This window comes from Bradyrhizobium sp. NBAIM03 (assembly GCF_020194055.1).
In the GTDB taxonomy this organism is placed as follows: Bacteria; Pseudomonadota; Alphaproteobacteria; order Rhizobiales; family Xanthobacteraceae; genus Bradyrhizobium; species Bradyrhizobium yuanmingense.
This window is the reverse complement of sequence record NZ_JADYVS010000016.1, coordinates 153249-172417: the sequence shown is the minus strand read 5'-3', so window position 1 is coordinate 172417 and position 19169 is coordinate 153249. Positions and strand designations below refer to the sequence as shown.

Below are 19169 nucleotides of genomic sequence, written 5' to 3'. Positions count from 1 at the left end.
GCCGCCGCGCGCCTTGATCATCGGCACCGTGATCGCGCTGTAGCGCAAGTATGCGTCCCAGCCCGACCCGTCGCCATCGAGCGAGCGCGCGTGGAAGCGCATCAGGTTCAGCATCACCACCGGCGCATTCGGATCGAGCCGCTCCAGGCCCTCGATGTTCAACATATTGACCGCCAATGGCACCTCCTCAAGGCTCGGCTGCATTGTAGCATTGCGGCGCTGTGACTTGTGCCATCGCGGCAATCGGGCGCAAGTTGTATCCAACGCCCATGACGACCGCTTCGCCCGCGCCACCGGCCGCCAATCCGGCCAGCTGGCTCAACAACCAGCCTTATCTGCTGCTCAGCCTTAGCTCGCTGTTCTGGGCCGGCAACATCGTGCTCGCGCGCCATGTCGGGGCGCATGTGCCGCCGCTGACGATCACCACGATCCGCTGGTTCGGCGTGTTCCTGATCCTGTTGCCGTTCGCCTGGCCGCATCTGAAGCGCGACTGGCCTGCGTTGCGCAAGAGCATGCCCCTGATGCTGTTCCTGTCGCTGGTCGGCTTTGCCTTCAACAACGCGATCTCGTACTGGGCGCTGCAATACACCGAGGCGCTGAATGCGCTGCTGATCCAGTCGGCGGGTCCGCTGTTCGTGGCGCTGTGGTCGCTGGTGCTGTTCGGCGTGCGGCTGACCGGCGCGCAGCTCGGCGGCATCGCGATCTCGCTGCTCGGCGTGCTGATCATCATCCTGCGCGGCGACCTCGCGGCGCTGGCAAGCATCAGCTTCAACAGGGGCGACATCATGTTCGCCTCCTCGCTGGTGGCGTTCGGGCTCTACTCGGCCTTCATCCCGCGCCGGCCGAAGATCCACCAGCTCTCCTTCCTGTCCTTCACCACCTGCTGCGGCGCGACGATGCTGCTGCCGACGGCGATCTGGGAGGCGGCGAGCGGCCGCGTGCTGCAATTCGACGCGACCACGCTGGCGACACTGGGCTACATCCTGATCTTCCCCTCCACACTCGCCTATCTCTTCTTCAACCGCGGCGTGGCGTTGATCGGGCCGAACCGGGCGGCGCCGTTCTTCCATCTGGTGCCGGTGTTCGGCTCGGCGCTGGCGATCGTGCTGCTGGGCGAGAAGCTCCAGCCGTTCCACCTGATCGGTTACGCCCTGGTGCTCGCCGGGGTCGTGCTTGCATCGCGCCGGGGCTCGGCGATGACATAATTCCGCGCGACGGACGCGGTCACGACCTATAGCCATCTTCCGATTCCCCTTTGGACAAGCTAGGTTCCCCGCCAACCAAAAAGAGGGAACGACCGACATGATTTCAGGGCTGATTCGAAACCTGCGGACCGTCGCCGCGGCCGCGCTATGCCTCACGGCAGCATCCACCGCTCACGCCGACACCTATCCCAGCCGCAACATCACGCTGGTGCTGCCCTTCGCGGCCGGCAGCGGCACCGACACCACGACGCGACTGATTTCGCAGCATCTGTCGCAGGCGCTCGGCGTTCCCATCGTGATCGAGAACAAGGCAGGGGCCAACGGCATGCTTGCCGCGACCTATGTCGCGAAGGCTGCTCCCGACGGCTACACGCTGCTGGTGACGACCAACACTACGCATTCGGCCAATCCCTATCTGCTCAAGAGCCTCACTTACGATCCGGTCAAGGATTTCACCCCGATTGCCCGCACCGGCGATCTGCCCTTCATGCTGGTCATCAATCCCGAGGTGCCGGCCAAGACGGTCGGAGAGCTGGTGGCCTATGGCAAGGCCAATCCGGGCAAGCTGAGCTACGCCTCGGGCTCGTCGGCGGCGATCGTGTCGGGCGCGACCTTCGCGCACAATGCCGGGCTCGACCTGCTGCACGTGCCCTACAAGAGCTCGCCGCCGGCGCTCAACGACGTCATGGGCGGCCGCGTGTCGATGATGTTCGTCGACATCCTGACCGGCCTGCCCCATGTCAACGGCAACGCGCTGCGCGCGCTCGCCGTCACCACCAAGAACCGCACGCCGCTGGTGCCACACCTGCCCTCGATGCAGGAGGCCGGCGTGCCGGACTTCGACATCACGTCCTGGCAGGGCTATTTCGGCCCGGCCGGCATGCCGAAGGAAATCGTGACCCGGCTCAACACCGAGATCCGCAAGATCATCGAGAACCCGGAGATCAAGGCCAAGCTCGCCACGCTCGGCATGGACGCTTTTTCCGGCACGCCGGAGCAGCTTGGCACCTTCGTGAACGAGCAGCTGGTGCTGTGGGAGAAGCTGATCGCCAACGCGAAGATCGAGAAGCAGTAGTACGGTCTCGTAGGGTGGGCAAAGCGCAGCGTGCCCACGAAGAGTCGCACCGTACTCAAAAAGAAAAGGTGGGCACGACGCTTCGCGTCTTTGCCCACCCTACGAATTCAGCGTAAGAATTTACGCCGCGCGGACCTTGGCGAGGAAGCCATCGACGGCATCGCGCAGCGCGCCGGACTGGGTGTCCAGCTCGCGGGCGTTGGTGAGCACATCGCTGGCCGCGCTGCCGGTCGCTTCGGCGGCCGAGGTGACGCTGCCGATATGGGCGTTGATCTCGCTCGAGCCGGCCGCGACCGACTGGATGTTGCGGGCGATCTCCCGCGTCGCCTCGCCCTGCTGCTCGATCGATGCGGAAATGCCGGCGGTGATCTCGCTCATCTCGGCGATCGTCTGGGTGATGCCGGAGATGGCCGACACCGCGTCGCTGGTCGAGGTCTGCATCGCCGCGACCTGGGCGGAGATCTCCTCGGTCGCCTTCGCGGTCTGGTTGGCGAGCGCCTTGACCTCGGAGGCGACCACGGCGAAGCCGCGGCCGGACTCGCCGGCACGCGCCGCCTCGATGGTGGCGTTGAGCGCGAGCAAGTTGGTCTGCGCCGCGATCGAGTGAATGAGCTTGACCACCTCGCCGATCTTCTCGGCACCGGTGGAGAGCTCCTGCACCGTGGCGTTGGTGCGCTCGGCATCGCTGACGGCACGGCTCGCAACTTCAGTCGAGCGCGTCACCTGGCGGGAGATTTCCGCAACCGAGCTCGACAACTCTTCGGCGGCGGCCGCAACGGTGCCAACATTGCCGGACGCCTTCTGCGAGGCGGCACCGACGGTCGCCGCGCGCGAGGAGGCATCGCTGGCGGTCGCGGTCATCGATTGCGCCGTGGTCTGCATGCCGGCTGCGGCCGAGGAGACCGAGCGGACGATGCCGTTGACGCTGCGCTCGAAATCGTTGGCGATCTCCTCCATGGCGCTGCGGCGATCCGCCGCGGCGCGTTCCTTGGCGTCCGCGTCGGTCTTCTCGAGGTCGCGGATGCGGACCGCGTTGTCCTTGAAGATCTGCACGGTTGAAGCCATCGCGCCGACCTCGTCACCGCGACCGACGCCGGGGATGTCGCCTTCGAGCTTGCCGTCGGCCAGCTCCCGCATCCGGGTGCCGAGCAGCCCGAGCGGAACACTGATGCTGCGGCCGATCATCCAGGCGACGCTGCCGGCAACGATGACGATGCCTAGCACAGCCAGGCCGAGCAGCCAGTAGACCGGACCCATCTTGGCGTCGATGTCATCCAGATAGGCGCCGGTGCCGAGATACATATCGAAGCCGGGGACCGCGACGGCGTAACCGATCTTGCGGATCGGCGTTTCCTGGCCGGGCTTCATATATTCATAGTGAAGCAGGATCTCGCCGTTGGCCTTGACGCCGTTCATCAATTCCAGCGACAGCTTGCGGCCGTTGGTCACGACGTCCATTCGGTTGGTGCCGATCACCTTCGGATCGGGCGCAAGCTGGGTGAGACCGTCATAGGACGTGCCGAACAGGTAGCCGGCACCCTTGTCATAGGTCATCGCGTTGCCGTAGCGGCGAAGCTCGGCCATCGCGGCGTCCTTCGTCATCTCGCCGGCATCGACGCGCTTCTTCAACGCGGCGGCATAGTTGCGCGCCAGCTCGACGATCGCCTTGGCCTGGTCGATGCGCGCATTTACCATCTCGCGCTTCATCAGATAGCCGGCGAGAACTCCGGAGATGCAGAGGCCGAACAGCGTGACGCCGACGAGAATGCCAAGCTTCTGGACGATCTTCAGATTGCTCAACTTCACAGGTTAGCTCCGGCAATGATGGGGTACAGGCGCACGACGAGATCGATCAAATTCGAATCAAGTCTTAGTGGCGGAGCCCTTAGCAAGTTACTTACGCACCTCCGTAGAAGCCCGGGGCTTGCACGGAAAAGCGGAAATATACCTCGCCCGCAACAACCGTGAATTGTACGCACTTGCCCGAATTTCGCGTAAAAGACGCAAAGGCCCGCTCGTCGAGGCGGACCACGACAAGAAACCAAATCGGGAGCAGATAATGCCGAAATACAGGGTGGTGACGCCGAAGGGTGCGAGCTTCACGGTCGCCGGCAGCGATTATTCCTATGAGCGCGAGGCGCTCGATCCGATCGATGCCGAGATCGTCGAGGCGCCCGCCGACGAGGCCGGGTTCATCGCCGCCGCGAAGAACGCCGACGCGATCTACGCCAAGGGCATCCCGATCACCAAGTCGATCATCGACGCGCTCGAGAGCTGCAAGGTGATCACGCTCGGCTCGGTCGGCGTCGACAGTGTCGACGTCAAGGCCGCCACGGCCCGCGGCATTCCGGTCACCAACATTCCTGACACCTTCATCGAGGAGGTCGCCGACCACGCCATGATGCTGCTGCTCGCCGGCTTCCGCCGCCTGGTCGAGCAGGACCGCATGGTGCGCGACGGCCGCTGGGCCGAGGGCCGGCCGGCGCTGCTGAAAATCCCGAGGCTGATGGGCCAGACGCTCGGCTTCATCTCGTTCGGCCGGGTTGCGCGTGCGGTCGCGAGACGCGCCGCGCCTTTCGGCCTGCGCATGATGGCCTACGATCCCTTCATCCAGGAAACGCTGATGTACGAACACGGCGTGATCCCGGCGACGCTGAACGAGGTGCTGTCGCAATCCGACTTCGTCTCGATGCATGCCCCGGCGCGGCCCGAGGTGCATCACATGCTGACCGAGAAGCACTTCCGACAGATGAAGAAAGGCTCGATCTTCATCAACACCGGCCGCGGTGCCACCGTGGACGAGGAGAGCCTGATCAAGGCGCTGCAGGAGGGCTGGATCGCGCACGCCGCTCTCGACGTGCTGGAAAAGGAGCCGCCCTCGCACAACAATCCCCTGCTCGGCATGGAGAACGTGACCCTGACCGCCCATGTCGCCTCGGCCTCGGCACGGTTCGACGAGGCGCGCAAGCGCCGGGTGGGCTACGAATTGTCACTGGTGCTCCAGGGCATGTGGCCGGTAAGCTGCGTCAATCCGTCGGTGCTGCAGAACACCGCGCTCCGCCGCTGGCAGCCCGTCAGCATGGACCGCGGGCCGAACAGCTAGGCGGGCGGCGCAGCAAGCGCCCACGACCGAAACGGCCCTTCACCGGCGATCAACGCCGGGAAGGGAGACATCATAGGGAGGTACTGATGAGGAACGACATCACACGTCGTGATGCCTTGGCGCTGGGCCTGTCCGCTGCAACGCTCGCGGCCACCGGTGCTGCAGCGCAAACATCCGCTATCAAGGCTGCCGACGTCCCGGCACCCAAGCGCGAGATCGAAAAGGGCGCGTCCTTGCGCATGCTGCGCCCGGTGCGCTTCGTCCAGGCGGACGAGGACGTGTTCCGCGCCAATGCGGCAAAGTTCACCAAGGACACCGGGGTCGAGGTCAAGGTCGACTTCGTCGGCTGGGAGGACATCAACCAGCAGACCGCGGTGACCTCGAATTCCGGCGCCGGCCCCGATATCATCATCGGCTTCTCCGACGCGCCTCACATCTACATCGACAAGCTGATCGAGCTCACCGACGTCGCCGACTATCTCGGCAAGAAGTACGGCGGCTGGCTGCCGCTGGCGCAACGCTACGGCAAGAAGAACAAGAGCGAGTCCTGGATCGGACTGCCGTTCGGCGCCACCGCAGGTCCCCTGATCTACCGCAAGTCGGTCCTGCAATCGGTCGGCTTCGACAAGGTTCCGGAAGATCATGCCGGCGTGCTCGACCTCTGCCGCAAGCTGCAAAAGGCAGGCAAGCCGGCCGGCTTCGCACTCGGCAACGCCAAGGGCGACGGCAACGGCTTCGCCAACTGGGCGCTGTGGTCGCACAATGCCTCCCTGCTCGACGAGGAGGGCAACGTCACCATCAACAGCAAAGAGACGATCGCCGCACTGAACTGGGTCAAGGAGCTGTATCCGACCTTCATCGCCGGCACGCCGTCCTGGAACGACGTCAGCAACAACCGGGCCTATTCCTCGCAGGAGATCGCGCTGACGGCCAACGGCGTCTCACTGTACTTCTCGCTGAAGAACGATCCGGCCACCAAGGCCATCGCCGAGGACAGCGAGCATCAGCTGCTGCCCAAGGGCCTCGCCAAGGTCTCGCCGATGGCGGGCCTGACGCTGAACGCCATGGTGTTCAAGCACAGCCCGTACCCCAATGCCGCCAAGGCCTTCCTGCAGTACATGCTGGAGAAGGACCAATACGAGCCGTGGCTCAACGCCAATTCCGGCTATTGGTCGCAGCCGCTGGCCGCCTATGCCGAGGCCGCCGTGTGGTCGCAGGATCCGAAGGTGAGCCTGTTCAAGAACACGATGAACAGCACTTACTATGACGGCTACAAGGGGCCGATCTCGACGGCGACCGGCGCGGTCAGCGCCGATTACGTGCTGATTCAGATGTGCGCCTCCGTCGCCACAGGCGCCGCCACGCCGGAGGCCGCGGCCGCCGAAGCCGAGCAGCGCTGCAAGCGCTACTTCCGGCGACAGCGGTAGAGCGACGACGACAGAGCCGCCGTCATTGCGAGGAGCACTTGCGACGACGCAATCCAGACGATCACTGCGGAGACAGACTGGATTGCTTCGCTTCGCTCGCAATGACGGTGTCGTGACACTTCAGACGGGACAAACCAATCTATGTCCGTGACCACCCTCTCCTCCCACGCACTGGCGCAACGGCAGCCGAACTGGATCGTGCGCCTGTTCGACTACAAGCCGTTCCTGATCGTGATGTGCCTCGCGCCCGCGCTCGGGCTGCTCACGGTATTCCTGACCTACCCGCTCGGCCTCGGCGTCTGGCTCGCCTTCACCGACACCACGATCGGCCGGCGCGGCATCTATGTCGGGATCGAGAATTTCCAGTACCTGCTCACGGACCCCTTGTGGTGGAACGCGGTGTTCTACAGCGTGTTCTACACGGCCGTGGCGACCTTCGGAAAATTCGCGCTCGGCTTCTGGCTCGCGCTGCTGCTCAACAACCATTTCCCGTTCAAGAGCCTGCTGCGCGCCATCGTGCTGCTGCCCTGGATCGTCCCGACGGTGCTGTCGGCGCTGGCGTTCTGGTGGATCTACGATCCGCAGTTCTCGATCATCTCGTACCTCTTGGTCGACGTTCTGCATTGGCGCGACAGCAATATCGATTTCCTCGGCTCGCCCTGGCCGGCGCGCTTCTCGCTGATCGCCGCCAACATCTGGCGCGGCATTCCCTTCGTCGCGATCTCGCTGCTGGCGGGCTTGCAGACCATCTCGCCCTCGCTCTACGAGGCCGCGATGCTGGACGGCGCCAGCGCCTGGCAGCGCTTCCGCTACATCACCTTCCCGATGATGCTGCCGATCCTCGCCATCGTCATGACGTTCTCGATCATCTTCACCTTCACTGACTTCCAGCTGGTCTACGCCATTACCCGCGGCGGTCCGGTGAACTCGACGCATTTGCTGGCGACGCTGGCGTTCCAGCGCGGCATCGCCGGCGGCGAGCTCGGCGAAGGCGCGGCGATCGCGGTGTCGATGATCCCGTTCCTGGTGTTCGCGACGCTGTTCTCCTATTTCGGCCTAGCACGCCGCAAATGGCAGCAGGGAGAGGCCAATGACTGAAACCGTCGCGCAATCGACCGTCGCGGACGCAAAAGCGCCGCCCGACACCATGGCCTGGGATTCCGGGCTGCGGCGGCTGATGATGATCTACCTGCCGCTCGGCTGCTTCGTTCTGATCCTGCTGTTTCCGTTCTATTGGATGGCGATCACCTCGTTCAAGCCGAACGCGGAGCTGATGAACTACCGGGACAACAACCCGTTCTGGATCTCCTCGCCGACCCTGGCGCACATCAAGCATCTGTTGTTCAACACCGCCTATCCGCAATGGCTGAAGACGACGATGCTGGTCGCAATCGGCTCGACCACGCTGTCGCTGATCGCGTCGACGCTGGCGGCCTACGCGATCGAGCGCCTGCGCTTCCGCGGCAGCCCCTATGTCGGCCTCGGCATCTATCTCGCCTATCTGGTGCCGCCGTCGATCCTGTTCATTCCGCTCGCGACAGTCGTCGTGCAGTTCGGCCTGTTCGACTCGCCGCTGGCCCTGATCCTGGTCTATCCGACCTTCCTGGTGCCGTTCTGCACCTGGCTCCTGATCGGCTATTTCAAGTCGATTCCTTACGAGCTCGAGGAATGCGCGCTGGTCGACGGCGCCACGCGGCTGCAGATCCTGCGCCGGATCACGCTGCCGCTCGCGGTGCCCGGCCTGATCTCGGCCGGCATCTTCTCCTTCACGCTGTCCTGGAACGAGTTCATCTACGCGCTGGCCTTCATCCAGAGCGGCGCCAACAAAACCGTGCCGGTCGCGATCCTGACCGAGCTCGTCACCGGCGACGTCTATCAATGGGGTGCGCTGATGGCGGGATCGCTGCTCGGCTCGCTCCCGGTCGCGATCTTCTACTCGCTGTTCGTGGATTACTACGTCTCTTCGCTGACGGGTGCGGTGAAGGAGTAGCCCCGCTCTCTCGTCCCCCTCTCCCCGTTCTCACGGTCTGCAGGCGGGGAGAGGCGAAGAGCGCTGCGGCCTTTGGCCCGGCTTCACAATACTGCAACATGCGATCCGCATAAGCGTTGCGTCCGCCAACAGGAGACGCACATGCGCGCGACTTTTCTTTGCACCGTCGCCACGATCATCCTCACCGCGAGCACAGCGCTCGCGCAGAGCGAGGGCGAATTCCCCGCCAAGCTCGCCGGCCACGCGGTGATGCCGGCCGAAACCTTCATCCAGGCGCCGGCTGATGCCCCCGCCGATCTCAAGGCGGCGGGCAAATATACCACCGGCAAGCGGGTCGACGCGCTCGGCACCGTGATGGGCAAGTCCTTCGAGCGTCCGACCGGCGTGTCGCTGCCGTTCAAGGGCCAGCCGCTGCAAGGCCATTCCGGCATCAAGACCATGCCCGACGGCACGTTCTGGGTCCTCACCGACAACGGCATGGGCGCGCGCGCCAACTCGCCGGATTCGATGCTGTACCTCAACCGCTACAAGATGGACTGGGCCAGCGGCAAGATGGAGCGGCTGGAGACCATCTTCCTGCACGACCCCGACAAACGCGTCCCCTTCCGCATCGTGCACGAGGACACCCAGAAGCGCTATCTCACCGGCTCCGATTTCGACACCGAAGGTTTCCAGATCGTCGGCGACACCTTCTGGATCGGCGACGAGTTCGGCCCCTATGTCCTGAAGGCGGACAAGTCAGGCAAAATCCTCGGCGTGTTCGATACGGTCGCCGACGGCAAGCCGGTGCGCTCGCCCGACAATTGGGCGGTGGGGACGCCGGCCGCGCCGGGCGCGACCTATACCAACGTCAATCTCCGCCGCTCCAAGGGCTATGAGGGCTTCGCCGCGTCCAAGGACGGCAAGTTCCTCTACGGCCTGCTCGAGGGACCGCTGTGGGACGCGGAGAAGAAGGAGTGGGAGAAGGTCGACGGCAAGGAAGCCGCCCGCATCCTCGAATTCGACGTCGCCGCCGAGAAATTCACCGGCCGCTACTGGCACTATGTGTTCGAGCAGAACGGCAACGCCATCGGCGACTTCAACATGATCGACCAGGCCTCCGGCCTCGTCATCGAGCGCGACAATGGCGAGGGCACCGCCGACAAGGCCTGCCCGCAAGGCCAGCGCGGCGAGAACTGCTTCCCCGACCTCGCCAAGTTCAAGCGCGTCTACAAGATCGAGCTGACCGACGCCAATGTCGGCAAGCCCGTGCGCAAGATCGGCTATATCGACCTGATGAAGATCAGGGATCCCGACAAGAAGGCGCGGAAGCCGCTCAACGACGGCGTCTACACCTTCCCGTTCTTCACCATCGAGAACGTCGATCGCGTCGACGACACCCACATCATCGTCGGCAACGACAACAACCTGCCGTTCTCCTCCAGTCGCGATCCCAACAAGGCCGACGACAACGAGTTCGTGCTGCTCGAGGTCGCGGATTTCCTGAAGGCGAAGTGAGGCGAGGCTCGCTCTCTCTCCCTCCCGCTTTTCCGCGGGAGGGAGAGTCATTGCCCATGGCTACTTCCCGAAAATCACCGGGACGTTGATGGGTATGGTTGCATAAGTGATCTCGGCCGGCACCGGCGGGAATGGTTGGGCCTGGCGCACCATGGCCATCGCCTGGGCATCGAGCGCTGCGACGCCCGAGGAGCCGCCGAGGCGGCTGGACAATACCTGACCGTTACGGCCGAGCGTGAAGCTCACCTTGACCACGCCCCTCTGGCCATTCGCGCTCGTCGGATACTGGTGGAAGCGCATGAGATGCGCGCGGACGCGCTGATAATAGGTCGCCATCGCAGACGCGAGCGAGCCGGCATTGACGGCAGAGGCCAGCGGAGCCTGCCGCTCCGCCCGCGGCGGTGCGCTGGTGCGCGGCGCCGAAAGGGCATCCGACGGCTTCCGGACGTCGAGGCGGACCGCCTTGGGCTTCGCCGGGGCGAGCTTCTCCACGGGTGTAACTTTCGCAGCCTCGGGCTCCGACGGGCTCGGCTTGAGGCTCTGTTCCGGTGGAGCCACCACATCCGGCTGCTCCTGCGGCGGTGTCGGCGGAATCATTTCCTCGACAGCCTGCTGCTGCACCGGCTCGGGCGGTGACGCATCCGCCTGCTGCATCATCGGTCCCGGCGCGATGTCCAGCGGCGTCGACTGCGGTGCCGAAGTCTCCGGCGTCATGTCGATCAGGATGGCCGGCATGTTGACGCCCTCGTCCGGCAGCTGCTTCAGCCAGCTCGTTGCAAGCAACGCGGCGCCGAGATGCAACGCCACGATCATCGCCGCCGAGGCGCCCCAGCGCGCACCCTCCCGCTCGTCGACCGGCTGGTGCAGGGCAAAGGCGTTCGCGGTCATCAGCTGCGTCCGTCGAGGCCGACCAGTGCGACCTTGAGATAGCCGGCATTGCGCAAGGTATTCATCACCTCCATCAGGTCGCCATAGGAGACGGCCTTGTCCGCGCGCAGATAGATGCGCTCGTCCTTGCGGCCCCTGGTGGCCGCATCGAGCGAGGTGCTGAGCCCGTCGCGAGCGACGATATCCTCACCCACGGCGATCGAAAGATCCGGCTTGACGGTGACGAAGACCGGCTTGTCGGGCCGCGGTGCCGGCTCGGCGGCGGTCGCCGGGAGATCGACGCCGATGTCGACGGTGGCGAGCGGTGCGGCCAACATGAAGATGATCAGGAGCACCAGCATCACGTCGATGAACGGCGTGACGTTGATCTCGTGGGTGACGTCGAAATCGCTCGTCTCGCCGCGCGAGCCGAGCTTCGATGTTCCGAGCTTGACGGCCATGGCTACTCCGCTGCCCGCGCCAGACGGAAATGGCCGTGGTCGCGCTGGCGGCTCACCAGCAGCATGAGCTGCGCCGAGGCGTCGCCGAGCAAAGCGCGGTAATTGGCAATGCCGCGGACGAGATGATTGTAGATCACCACCGCCGGAATCGCGGCGACGAGACCGAGCGCGGTCGCGAGCAACGCTTCGGCAATGCCGGGCGCGACCACCGCCAGACTGGTGGTGTGGCTCTCGGAGATGCCGATGAAGGAATTCATGATGCCCCAGACGGTGCCGAACAGACCGACGAACGGCGCGATCGCGCCGATGGTCGCGAGCACGCCGGTGCCGCGCGCGATCTGCCTGGACATCGCCGCCTCGACCCGCTCCAGCCGCAACGCGACGCGCTCCTGCAGACCGTCGTCGAGGATGCCGCCGGAGAGCTCGGCCTCCCTGGCGCAGGACTGAATCAGCTGCGCGACTGCGTCGCGGGCGTCGCCGGTCCGCGCGGATGCCTCGGCCAGCGTCATGTTGCCTTCGAGGGTGCGCGTCCGCTGCAAGGCGAGCGAGCCCTTGCGACGCAGCTCGATGGTCTTGGCGAGCCAGACCGTCCATGTCGCCAGCGAGGCAACGGCAAGCCCGACCATCACGACCTTCACGACGATGTCGGCACCGAGGAACATGCCCCAGGGCGACAGATTGCGCGGCAACAGCGCCGCGTCGATCGCAAAGGCCGGCGCCGGCACGAGCGCCAGTGCGATTGTGAGGATCACGTGCCCTAGCGTGGAATTGCTCTGCATCCTGATCTCCCGACAAATGGAAGTCACGCCGAAAGCTTCGCCGCGATCCGGTCCGCGAGCCGCCGGAACCGCGCCAGCTGATCCGCCCGCAGCGCCCTCGTCTCGTCGCGGCCGACGAAGACCTTGAACATGATGCCGCCGTCGGCGTTCACGAAGGCGACGAAGGCCGAGGACTTGCCCATGAAGGGCCGCTCGACGAAGGCAATTCCCGCGCAGCGCTCGTGGCGGAGATGGCCGTGCAGGCCCTTTGGCTGCATCAGGTTGAAATAGCCGCGGCCGATCTCGCCCGCGGGAATGGTCCCGGTGAACTCGAAGATCGCATCATCGGTGTGGACGATCAGCGTGACCTCGCCCCATTCCGCGATGTCCTGCATGGCGGCGGCAAAATGTTCGCCGCTCCCGATGCGCACCATTGACGGCGGCAACGCCTCGATCACCGCGCGCGGCGTGGCGCTGCGCTCGCGCGCGACGTCCTCGATCACGGCACCCGGATTGTCCGCCATATGCGCCTTGAGGTCGGCGAGATCGGTGCTCAGCATATCTGGCTCCTCAACCCCGGCGCCTCAAGCGGCCGCGCTCGCCTTGCGCTCGGTCATGATGACCTCGAAACCTTCGAACTTGGGGTGACCGAGATAGAGGCTCTCGCCGGTCTTGTTGTCGGCGCGCGCATGAGCGCGGCGGAATTCCTCCGAGCGCGTCCAGGCCTCGAAAGCCGCCTTGTCGACCCACACGGTATGCGAGGAATACAGCGTGTGGTCCTCGGCGACCGGCCCCTTGAGCAGATGGAATTCGACGAACCCCGCCATGCTGCCGAGATAGGACTCACGGGTCCGCCAGACGGTTTCGAACGCGGCTTCCGAGCCGGGCTTCACCTGGAAGCGATTCATGGCGATGAACATTCGACTTTTCTCCTGTGACTTGTAGATCGGCAATTGCCGACCGGATATTTCAGAACGGGTCGAAAGCCACGCTGACGCATCAGCGTGGCTTTCGAGATCAGCAAGGCATAACCTGCGGTGTCTTCCTCAGGTGCCGCCAAAGTGGTATTTGAGACCTCCCTTGATCACGAGCCCAGCACCGGCGCTCGCCCACTTCACGTCGTTTTGCGTGTCGCCCGTGCTACCGACCGGAATGGCGTACGGACGATAGTAGCGATTGAAGAGGTTCTCGACGGAGAAGTTGAGCGTGAGAGCGGGCGTCGGGTGATACTGCGCGTAAAGATTGACGAGATCGTACGACGTCGCGGGCGTGTAGGTCCTGGGGATGTCGTAGTTGGCGATTGCCGACGTCCACATCATCGAAAGGATGAGGGTGCGGTCGAGCAGACGCACGCCGGCCGTCGTCGTGATCTTCTGCGGCGGAATGCTGTAGAGGCCGAAGCCGGTCTGCAGATTCTTTCCGCTCTGATAGGTCCCGGAGAGGCCGAAGAACCACAGGTTCGCGTCATACATCGCCTCGGCCTCGACGCCTTGTATGAGCGCGGACGCCACGTTCTGATACTGCAGGAACGGGAGCACCGTGATCGACGGCGCCGGTGGCGGCCCGGTCGGGACCACGAGCGGGTTTCCGTAAGCGACCTGATCGATGAAGTCGCTGATGTCGTTGCGGAACACGTTGATCTTGCCGCGCAGCGTGTCGCCCGCCGTGAACAGATCGTTCTTCTTGATATTGAAACCGATCTCCTTGTTCTTGCCGACCTCGGGGCGCAGGTTTGGATTGGGCACGAAGCAGAAGGTCGAGTCCGCGCCCGGTCCCGGCGTGCCCGACGGACAGCGGAAGAACGAGTCGTTGACCGTCGCGCCGGCATGTGGCCCGCTCACCAGCGTCTCCGTGATCGAGGGCGCCCGATAGCCTTCCGCGTAGCTGGCATAGGGGGTCACGACCGCGGTCGGAACGAGAGCAACGGTGATCTTCGGCGAGAGGCGATCGCCGCCCGACGACGAGGATGCCGAGGAAAGCTGATAATTGTCGTAACGGAGCGCACCGATCACCTCGAGCATCGAGGTGTAGTTCGCCCTCCACTGCACGAAGCCGCCAGACACCGTGCGCTGGCCGCCCGGCGTAGTCACTTCGCCGGTACCCGTCCTATCCTGGGTAGATACTTTGTCCTGGAACGCATCCAGACCGTAAGTCACCGCGTGGCGCCAGCTTCCCGTTTCGAAGCGTGTCGTGTTGTGCACGTCGATACCGATCGTATCGAGCAGATATCCGCGGTTGCTCCCGATGCACCCCGAAACGGCATTGCCCGGCACGCCACCGCAATAAACTGACGGCGTCGTGGTGGTGTGCCTGGTCTTAGTCTGGTCGTTCTCGGTGCGATTCCAGTAGATCTTCGCATCCCAGTCGAACCACTGATCATCCGGCTGCGAGTATTTCCAGCCGAGCGTCGTGGTGTAATTCTTCACGTTGGAGGCGTAGATGGACGTGCCGTTCAGATTGTTCGTGCCGTTCGCATTGGTCGAATTGGGATCGCCGGCGCGTCGCGGCGGCTGGCCCAGACTGTAGATGTCTTCCTGAAAGATGGCGCCGAGCTTGACCTCGTGGCCGTCCGCCGGCCGCACCGTCAGCTTGGCGATGCCGCTGCTGAGCCGATTGCCGGTATTGGCGACCTCGAAGCCGGTGCCGTCCTTGTAGCTCTCCTGCGTCGAATAGGTGCCGCCTGCGAACACGTCGACATTCGGATTGACGTGCACGCCGCCGAAGGCCGAGCCGAGTGCGCGACCATAATTGCTGCCAAGGATAGTCTTGACATCGACGCCCCAGCGCTCGCCCGCGCGGACAACGTCCTCGATGTCCTTGGTGCGGAACGAGGCCACGCCGCCGATCGCGCCGGAGCCGTAGATGTTCGCGGTCGGGCCGCGCACGATGTCGATGCCGCTGATCAGCTCCGGATTGAGGAAGAAGGAGCCGTTGGCGAAGTGGCCTGTGCGCTGATAGTTCTGCCGCGCGCCATCGACGACGACAGCAACGCGGCCGAAATCCTGCAGGCCGCGAATGTTGATCGAGGTCGACGGCTCGTCGCCGCGATTCTGGACCCATACGCCCGGCACATTATAGATGAGGTCACCAACCGTGCTGGCCTGACGTCCCTCGATCTGCGCCGAGGTCACGACGCTGACCGGTGCCAGCGCATCCACGGCACGCTCCTCGGTCTTCGTTGCCGCGACCGTAATCGCATCGAGCGTTTGCACCGGCGCTGCGCCGCCGGCCTGGGCGCGGGCGTTCATCACCTCCGGCGCGGCCTGCTGCGCAACTTGCGGCGCCTGCTTGCGCTTGGCCTGCTTCGGCCTTTCCGACGACGCGTTTTCACTCTGCGGCGATGCGGTCTGCGCGAGACTGCCCTCCGCCGTCATTGCCGCAATTGAAACCACCGACGCGCCCAAAATCAGGGCGCGCGAATACCTAGCCCCGTCAGCCATATCAGCCCCAGCCTGCACTTCACTTTAGTTTTTGATGTCGTCTGGCTGGCGCGCGCTCGCAACGCGAGCGACTGGCTGGCTGATTGTTCCAAGAGGCGGGCGAGTTCCCCGCCGTCAGAAATGGTTACGTGGCAACACTCTGACGGTCAATGACATCGGGTTACAGTTTATATCGATTGTAAACTGCGATGGTTGGAATGCGCTTGGCGCCACCTGTACAAACGGGCGGTACTCCAGCTTTCGAAAGCGCATCACACCGACAATGTCAGCCACATCAGGAGACAGCAGCGGCAGCGCGGCAGGACCGGCACAAAGCCCTTCTGCGGCAACCCGAACTCTCACCATGCGCGGCAGCCGCATCGATAGCCGCGAGCTGTTTGCCGCCGAGCGCGAGATCATCATTGCGCATGGCGAGGACAGCTATCGTCTCCGCCTGACCTCGCAGAACAAGCTGATCCTGACGAAGTAACTGCAATGACATGTTGCCGCACCCTCACCCGTCTCCTGCTCTCCGGCGGACTCGCGTTCGCGTCTGCTGCGCACGCCGCGGGCATCACCGTGCATGACGCGCGCAATCGCCACGTCACTGTTACCGATTTTGCCCGCACGGTGTCGATCGGCGGCGCCATCACCGAGATCCTCTATGCGCTGGGATTGGAAAGCCGGCTGGTCGGCGTCGACACGACGAGCCTCTATCCGGCGGCGGCACTGCAAGACAAGCCGAATGTCGGCTACGTGCGCCAGATCTCGGCCGAAGGCGTGCTCGGTCTCAACCCGACGCTGATCCTGGCGATCCAGGGCTCGGGCCCACGCGAGACCATGGACATCCTGGAGACGGCGAAGGTGCCGCTGGTGCTGGTGCCCGAGACCTTTTCCGAGGAAGGCCTGATCGAGAAGATCAAGCTGGTCGGCCACGCCATGGGCGTCGATGCGCGTGCCGAATGTCTCAGCGCCGCGGTCGGCGCCGATCTTGCACAGCTCCGTGCCCTGCGCGCCAAGGTGACGAAGCCGGTGCGGGTGATGTTCGTGATGTCGCTCCAGAACGGGCGGGCGATGGTGGCGGGCCACAAGACCGCGGCGGATGAGATCATCCAGCTCGCGGGCGCGGCCAACGCGGTCGAGGATTACGATGGTTACAAGGTCATCAGCGACGAGGCGATCGTGGCCGCAAAGCCCGATGTCGTGCTGTCGATCGAGCGCGGCAAGGATTCGCTGCAGGCCGATGCAGTCTACACGCACCCCGGCTTTGCGCTGACGCCGGTCGCCGCCAACAAGAGCTTCATCAGCATGGATGGGCTTTATCTGCTCGGCTTCGGGCCGCGCACCGCGGCAGCGGCGCGCGATCTCTCAGTCAAGCTCTATCCGGCCTTGGCCGAGGGCGGCGCGTTCGCGTCGGCGCTGTCGACGGCGAATTGCCGGCAATGAGCGTGGCCGCCGGGATCGAAACACGGAGCCCGCGACACAGCGCGGGACGGCGAGCAGCATCGTTCGCGATTCCCCTTCTGCTCGTGGTGCTCCTGGTCACCGCGATCGCCGCCCTGACGGTCGGCGCCGCCGGCATCCCGCTCTCCCGGCTGCCAGCCGCGCTGGGCTTGGCCGGCGAAAGCGCGGCCATGACGGCCCGCGACCAGCTCGTGCTGTGGTCGATCCGCATTCCCCGGATCGCGGCGGCGGCGATGATCGGCGGCCTGCTTGCCGCGGCCGGCGCGATCATGCAGGGGCTGTTTCGCAACCCGCTCGCCGATCCCGCCCTGGTCGGCGTCTCCAGTGGCGGCGCGCTCGCAGCCGCGAGCGCGATCGTCTTCACCGATTCCCGCTTCGGCGAGGCGCTGCGCTTTCTCCAGACCGAGCTGTTGCCCCTCGCGGCTTTCGCAGGTTCGCTGGCGACCACCACAATCCTCTACGGCATCTCCAGCCGCTCGGGACGCACCTCGATCGCGATCTTCCTGCTCGCCGGCGTCGCCATCACCGCGATTGCCAATGCGGGCATTGGCCTGCTGGTATTCATCGCCGATGACCGTCAGCTGCGCGACATCACGTTCTGGATGCTGGGCTCGATGAGCGGCGCGACCTGGACCAAGGCCGCCGTGCTCGCGCCGGTGCTCATTGCCGGACTCGCAGGCTGCGCCTTCATCGCGCGCGGCCTCGACCTGCTGGTGCTCGGCGAGGCCGACGCCTTTCACGGCGGCGTCGACGTCGAGCGCCTGAAGCGGATCTCGATCGTGATGGTCTCGGCCATGACCGGCGTCGCGGTGTCGATCAGCGGCGTGATCGGCTTCGTCGGCATCGTCGTGCCGCATCTGCTCCGTCTCGTGATCGGCCCGGCGCATCGCCTGCTGCTGCCGGCCTCGGTGCTATCAGGCGCGATCCTGATGGTCGGGGCCGACACGCTGGCGCGGACCATCGTGGCGCCCGCGGAGATGCCGATCGGCATCCTGACGGCGGCCGTCGGCGCACCCGTCTTTCTCTTCATCCTGCTGCGGCAGCGCGGGCTCGCCGCGCTATGACCGCAGTGCTCGATGCACGACACCTAGGCAAGCGCGCCGGCCGCGCGACATTGCTTGACGGCGTCGGCCTAACGGTTGCGGCCGGCGAGATGATCGCCATCATCGGCCCGAACGGCGCCGGCAAGTCGACGCTGCTGCGGCTGCTCTCCGGCGATCTCCGCCCGAGCGCCGGCGAGGTGCGGCTCAAGCAGCGCGACATCGGCAGCTTCGCGCCGCGCGAGCTCGCCGCGCGCCGTGCAATGCTGTCTCAGCACATCAACGTCACCTTCCCCTTCACCGTCGAGGAGATCGTGCTGATGGGCGCGGGCGAGCGCAGCTTGCGCGAGGCCGGCCCGCTCGTCGACGCCGCGCTGGACGAGGTCGGACTGTCGCATTTCCGCGAGCGGCAATTGCCGACGCTGTCGGGCGGCGAGCAGCAGCGCGCTCATTTCGCCCGCGTGCTGGTGCAGCTCGCCTGCGGCGAGGCCGAGCACGGCCCTGGGCTCTTGCTGCTGGACGAGCCGACCTCGAGCCTCGATCTGCGTCACCAGATCGACCTCGTCGATGCGGCGCGCCGCCGCGCGGCTGCCGGCACCGCCGTCATCGCGATCCTGCACGATCTCAATCTCGCGATCCGCTTCGCCGACCGGTTGGTCGTGCTGGCCGGCGGCAGGCTCGCCGCGGACGGCCCGCGCGCCCAGGTCGTCACGCCGGAGAGGATCCGGGATATCTTCGAGATCGACGCGCTCGTGCATCAAGCCGACGGCGTGCCGTATGTGCTGCCGCAGTCGATGCGGGCGGCTTTGCCGCCACGGTGAAGGTGCGCTCCCTCCCCGCTTGCGGGCGAGGGTTGGGGAGAG

The 19169-nt window shown here is 65.0% G+C and carries 18 protein-coding genes and 1 pseudogene; 11 read left to right on the top strand and 8 right to left on the bottom strand.

Going from position 1 to position 19169, the window contains the following annotated elements; translation table 11 throughout:
- Positions 1-165: pseudogene (locus tag I6F21_RS23920) on the bottom strand (DUF1330 domain-containing protein); the annotation flags it as partial.
- 104 nt (positions 166-269) lie between these two features.
- On the opposite strand from I6F21_RS23920, the gene I6F21_RS23915 reads away from it, so the two are divergent.
- Together I6F21_RS23915 and I6F21_RS23910 are read left to right on the top strand one after the other, a co-directional pair.
- Positions 270-1205 (top strand): DMT family transporter, encoded by a 936-nt coding sequence (locus tag I6F21_RS23915; RefSeq protein ID WP_036022066.1) that lies wholly within the window; start codon positions 270-272, stop codon positions 1203-1205.
- Between the two features lie 97 nt (positions 1206-1302).
- The gene (locus tag I6F21_RS23910; protein ID WP_035998887.1) at positions 1303-2280 is read left to right on the top strand and encodes a tripartite tricarboxylate transporter substrate binding protein; all 978 of its coding nucleotides are present in this window, start codon (positions 1303-1305) and stop codon (positions 2278-2280) included.
- Positions 2281-2400: 120 nt separating this feature from the next.
- Here the strand turns inward: I6F21_RS23910 and I6F21_RS23905 are convergent, their stop codons facing one another.
- Positions 2401-4086, bottom strand: a complete 1686-nt coding sequence (locus I6F21_RS23905; RefSeq protein ID WP_225183524.1) for a methyl-accepting chemotaxis protein — start codon at positions 4084-4086, stop codon at positions 2401-2403.
- A gap of 253 nt (positions 4087-4339) precedes the next feature.
- On the opposite strand from I6F21_RS23905, the gene I6F21_RS23900 reads away from it, so the two are divergent.
- The 5 genes from I6F21_RS23900 to I6F21_RS23880 all read left to right on the top strand — a co-directional run bounded on the left by I6F21_RS23900 (position 4340) and on the right by I6F21_RS23880 (position 10297).
- Positions 4340-5383, top strand: a complete 1044-nt coding sequence (locus I6F21_RS23900) for a C-terminal binding protein (protein ID WP_057028021.1) — start codon at positions 4340-4342, stop codon at positions 5381-5383.
- 86 nt (positions 5384-5469) lie between these two features.
- Entirely contained in the window at positions 5470-6810 is a 1341-nt protein-coding gene (locus I6F21_RS23895) for an extracellular solute-binding protein (protein WP_057028022.1), read from the top strand.
- A 141-nt stretch (positions 6811-6951) separates the two neighbouring features.
- Positions 6952-7908 carry a sugar ABC transporter permease gene (locus I6F21_RS23890; protein ID WP_035998865.1) on the top strand — a complete coding sequence of 319 codons (957 nt, stop codon included), beginning with the start codon at positions 6952-6954 and terminating at the stop codon, positions 7906-7908.
- Positions 7909-7957: 49 nt separating this feature from the next.
- Entirely contained in the window at positions 7958-8800 is an 843-nt protein-coding gene (locus I6F21_RS23885; protein ID WP_225112986.1) for a carbohydrate ABC transporter permease, read from the top strand.
- A 141-nt stretch (positions 8801-8941) separates the two neighbouring features.
- Positions 8942-10297, top strand: a complete 1356-nt coding sequence (locus tag I6F21_RS23880) for an esterase-like activity of phytase family protein (RefSeq protein ID WP_225183523.1) — start codon at positions 8942-8944, stop codon at positions 10295-10297.
- A 60-nt stretch (positions 10298-10357) separates the two neighbouring features.
- Here I6F21_RS23880 and I6F21_RS23875 read toward each other — a convergent pair whose 3' ends face one another.
- The 6 genes from I6F21_RS23875 to I6F21_RS23850 all read right to left on the bottom strand — a co-directional run bounded on the left by I6F21_RS23875 (position 10358) and on the right by I6F21_RS23850 (position 15823).
- Positions 10358-11185, bottom strand: coding sequence for an energy transducer TonB (locus I6F21_RS23875; RefSeq protein ID WP_225183522.1), 828 nt, complete (start codon positions 11183-11185; stop codon positions 10358-10360).
- Entirely contained in the window at positions 11185-11625 is a 441-nt protein-coding gene (gene exbD / locus I6F21_RS23870; protein ID WP_225183521.1) for a TonB system transport protein ExbD, read from the bottom strand. Before exbD ends, I6F21_RS23875 begins: the two co-directional genes overlap by 1 nt.
- Positions 11626-11627: 2 nt before the next feature.
- On the bottom strand, positions 11628-12404 hold the full coding sequence (exbB, locus tag I6F21_RS23865; protein ID WP_128264129.1) for a tonB-system energizer ExbB: 777 nt from the start codon (positions 12402-12404) through the stop codon (positions 11628-11630).
- 23 nt (positions 12405-12427) lie between these two features.
- The gene (gene hutX, locus I6F21_RS23860) at positions 12428-12943 is read right to left on the bottom strand and encodes a heme utilization cystosolic carrier protein HutX (RefSeq protein WP_035998840.1); all 516 of its coding nucleotides are present in this window, start codon (positions 12941-12943) and stop codon (positions 12428-12430) included.
- 24 nt (positions 12944-12967) lie between these two features.
- Entirely contained in the window at positions 12968-13303 is a 336-nt protein-coding gene (locus I6F21_RS23855) for an antibiotic biosynthesis monooxygenase (RefSeq protein ID WP_035998838.1), read from the bottom strand.
- Positions 13304-13429: 126 nt separating this feature from the next.
- Complete coding sequence (locus I6F21_RS23850; RefSeq protein ID WP_225183520.1) at positions 13430-15823, bottom strand: TonB-dependent hemoglobin/transferrin/lactoferrin family receptor; 2394 nt, start codon at positions 15821-15823, stop codon at positions 13430-13432.
- Positions 15824-16085: 262 nt separating this feature from the next.
- On the opposite strand from I6F21_RS23850, the gene I6F21_RS23845 reads away from it, so the two are divergent.
- Genes I6F21_RS23845 through I6F21_RS23830 form a run of 4 tightly spaced genes read left to right on the top strand, consistent with a single transcriptional unit; the run spans position 16086 to position 19127 of the window.
- A complete protein-coding gene (locus I6F21_RS23845; RefSeq protein WP_036022033.1) occupies positions 16086-16292 on the top strand; it encodes a hemin uptake protein HemP in 207 nt (68 codons plus the stop codon).
- Positions 16293-16297: 5 nt separating this feature from the next.
- Complete coding sequence (locus tag I6F21_RS23840; RefSeq protein WP_225183519.1) at positions 16298-17248, top strand: hemin ABC transporter substrate-binding protein; 951 nt, start codon at positions 16298-16300, stop codon at positions 17246-17248.
- Positions 17245-18330 (top strand): iron ABC transporter permease, encoded by a 1086-nt coding sequence (locus I6F21_RS23835; RefSeq protein ID WP_225149219.1) that lies wholly within the window; start codon positions 17245-17247, stop codon positions 18328-18330. Before I6F21_RS23840 ends, I6F21_RS23835 begins: the two co-directional genes overlap by 4 nt.
- Entirely contained in the window at positions 18327-19127 is an 801-nt protein-coding gene (locus I6F21_RS23830; RefSeq protein ID WP_225183518.1) for a heme ABC transporter ATP-binding protein, read from the top strand. Before I6F21_RS23835 ends, I6F21_RS23830 begins: the two co-directional genes overlap by 4 nt.
- The last annotated feature ends 42 nt before the right edge of the window (positions 19128-19169 follow it).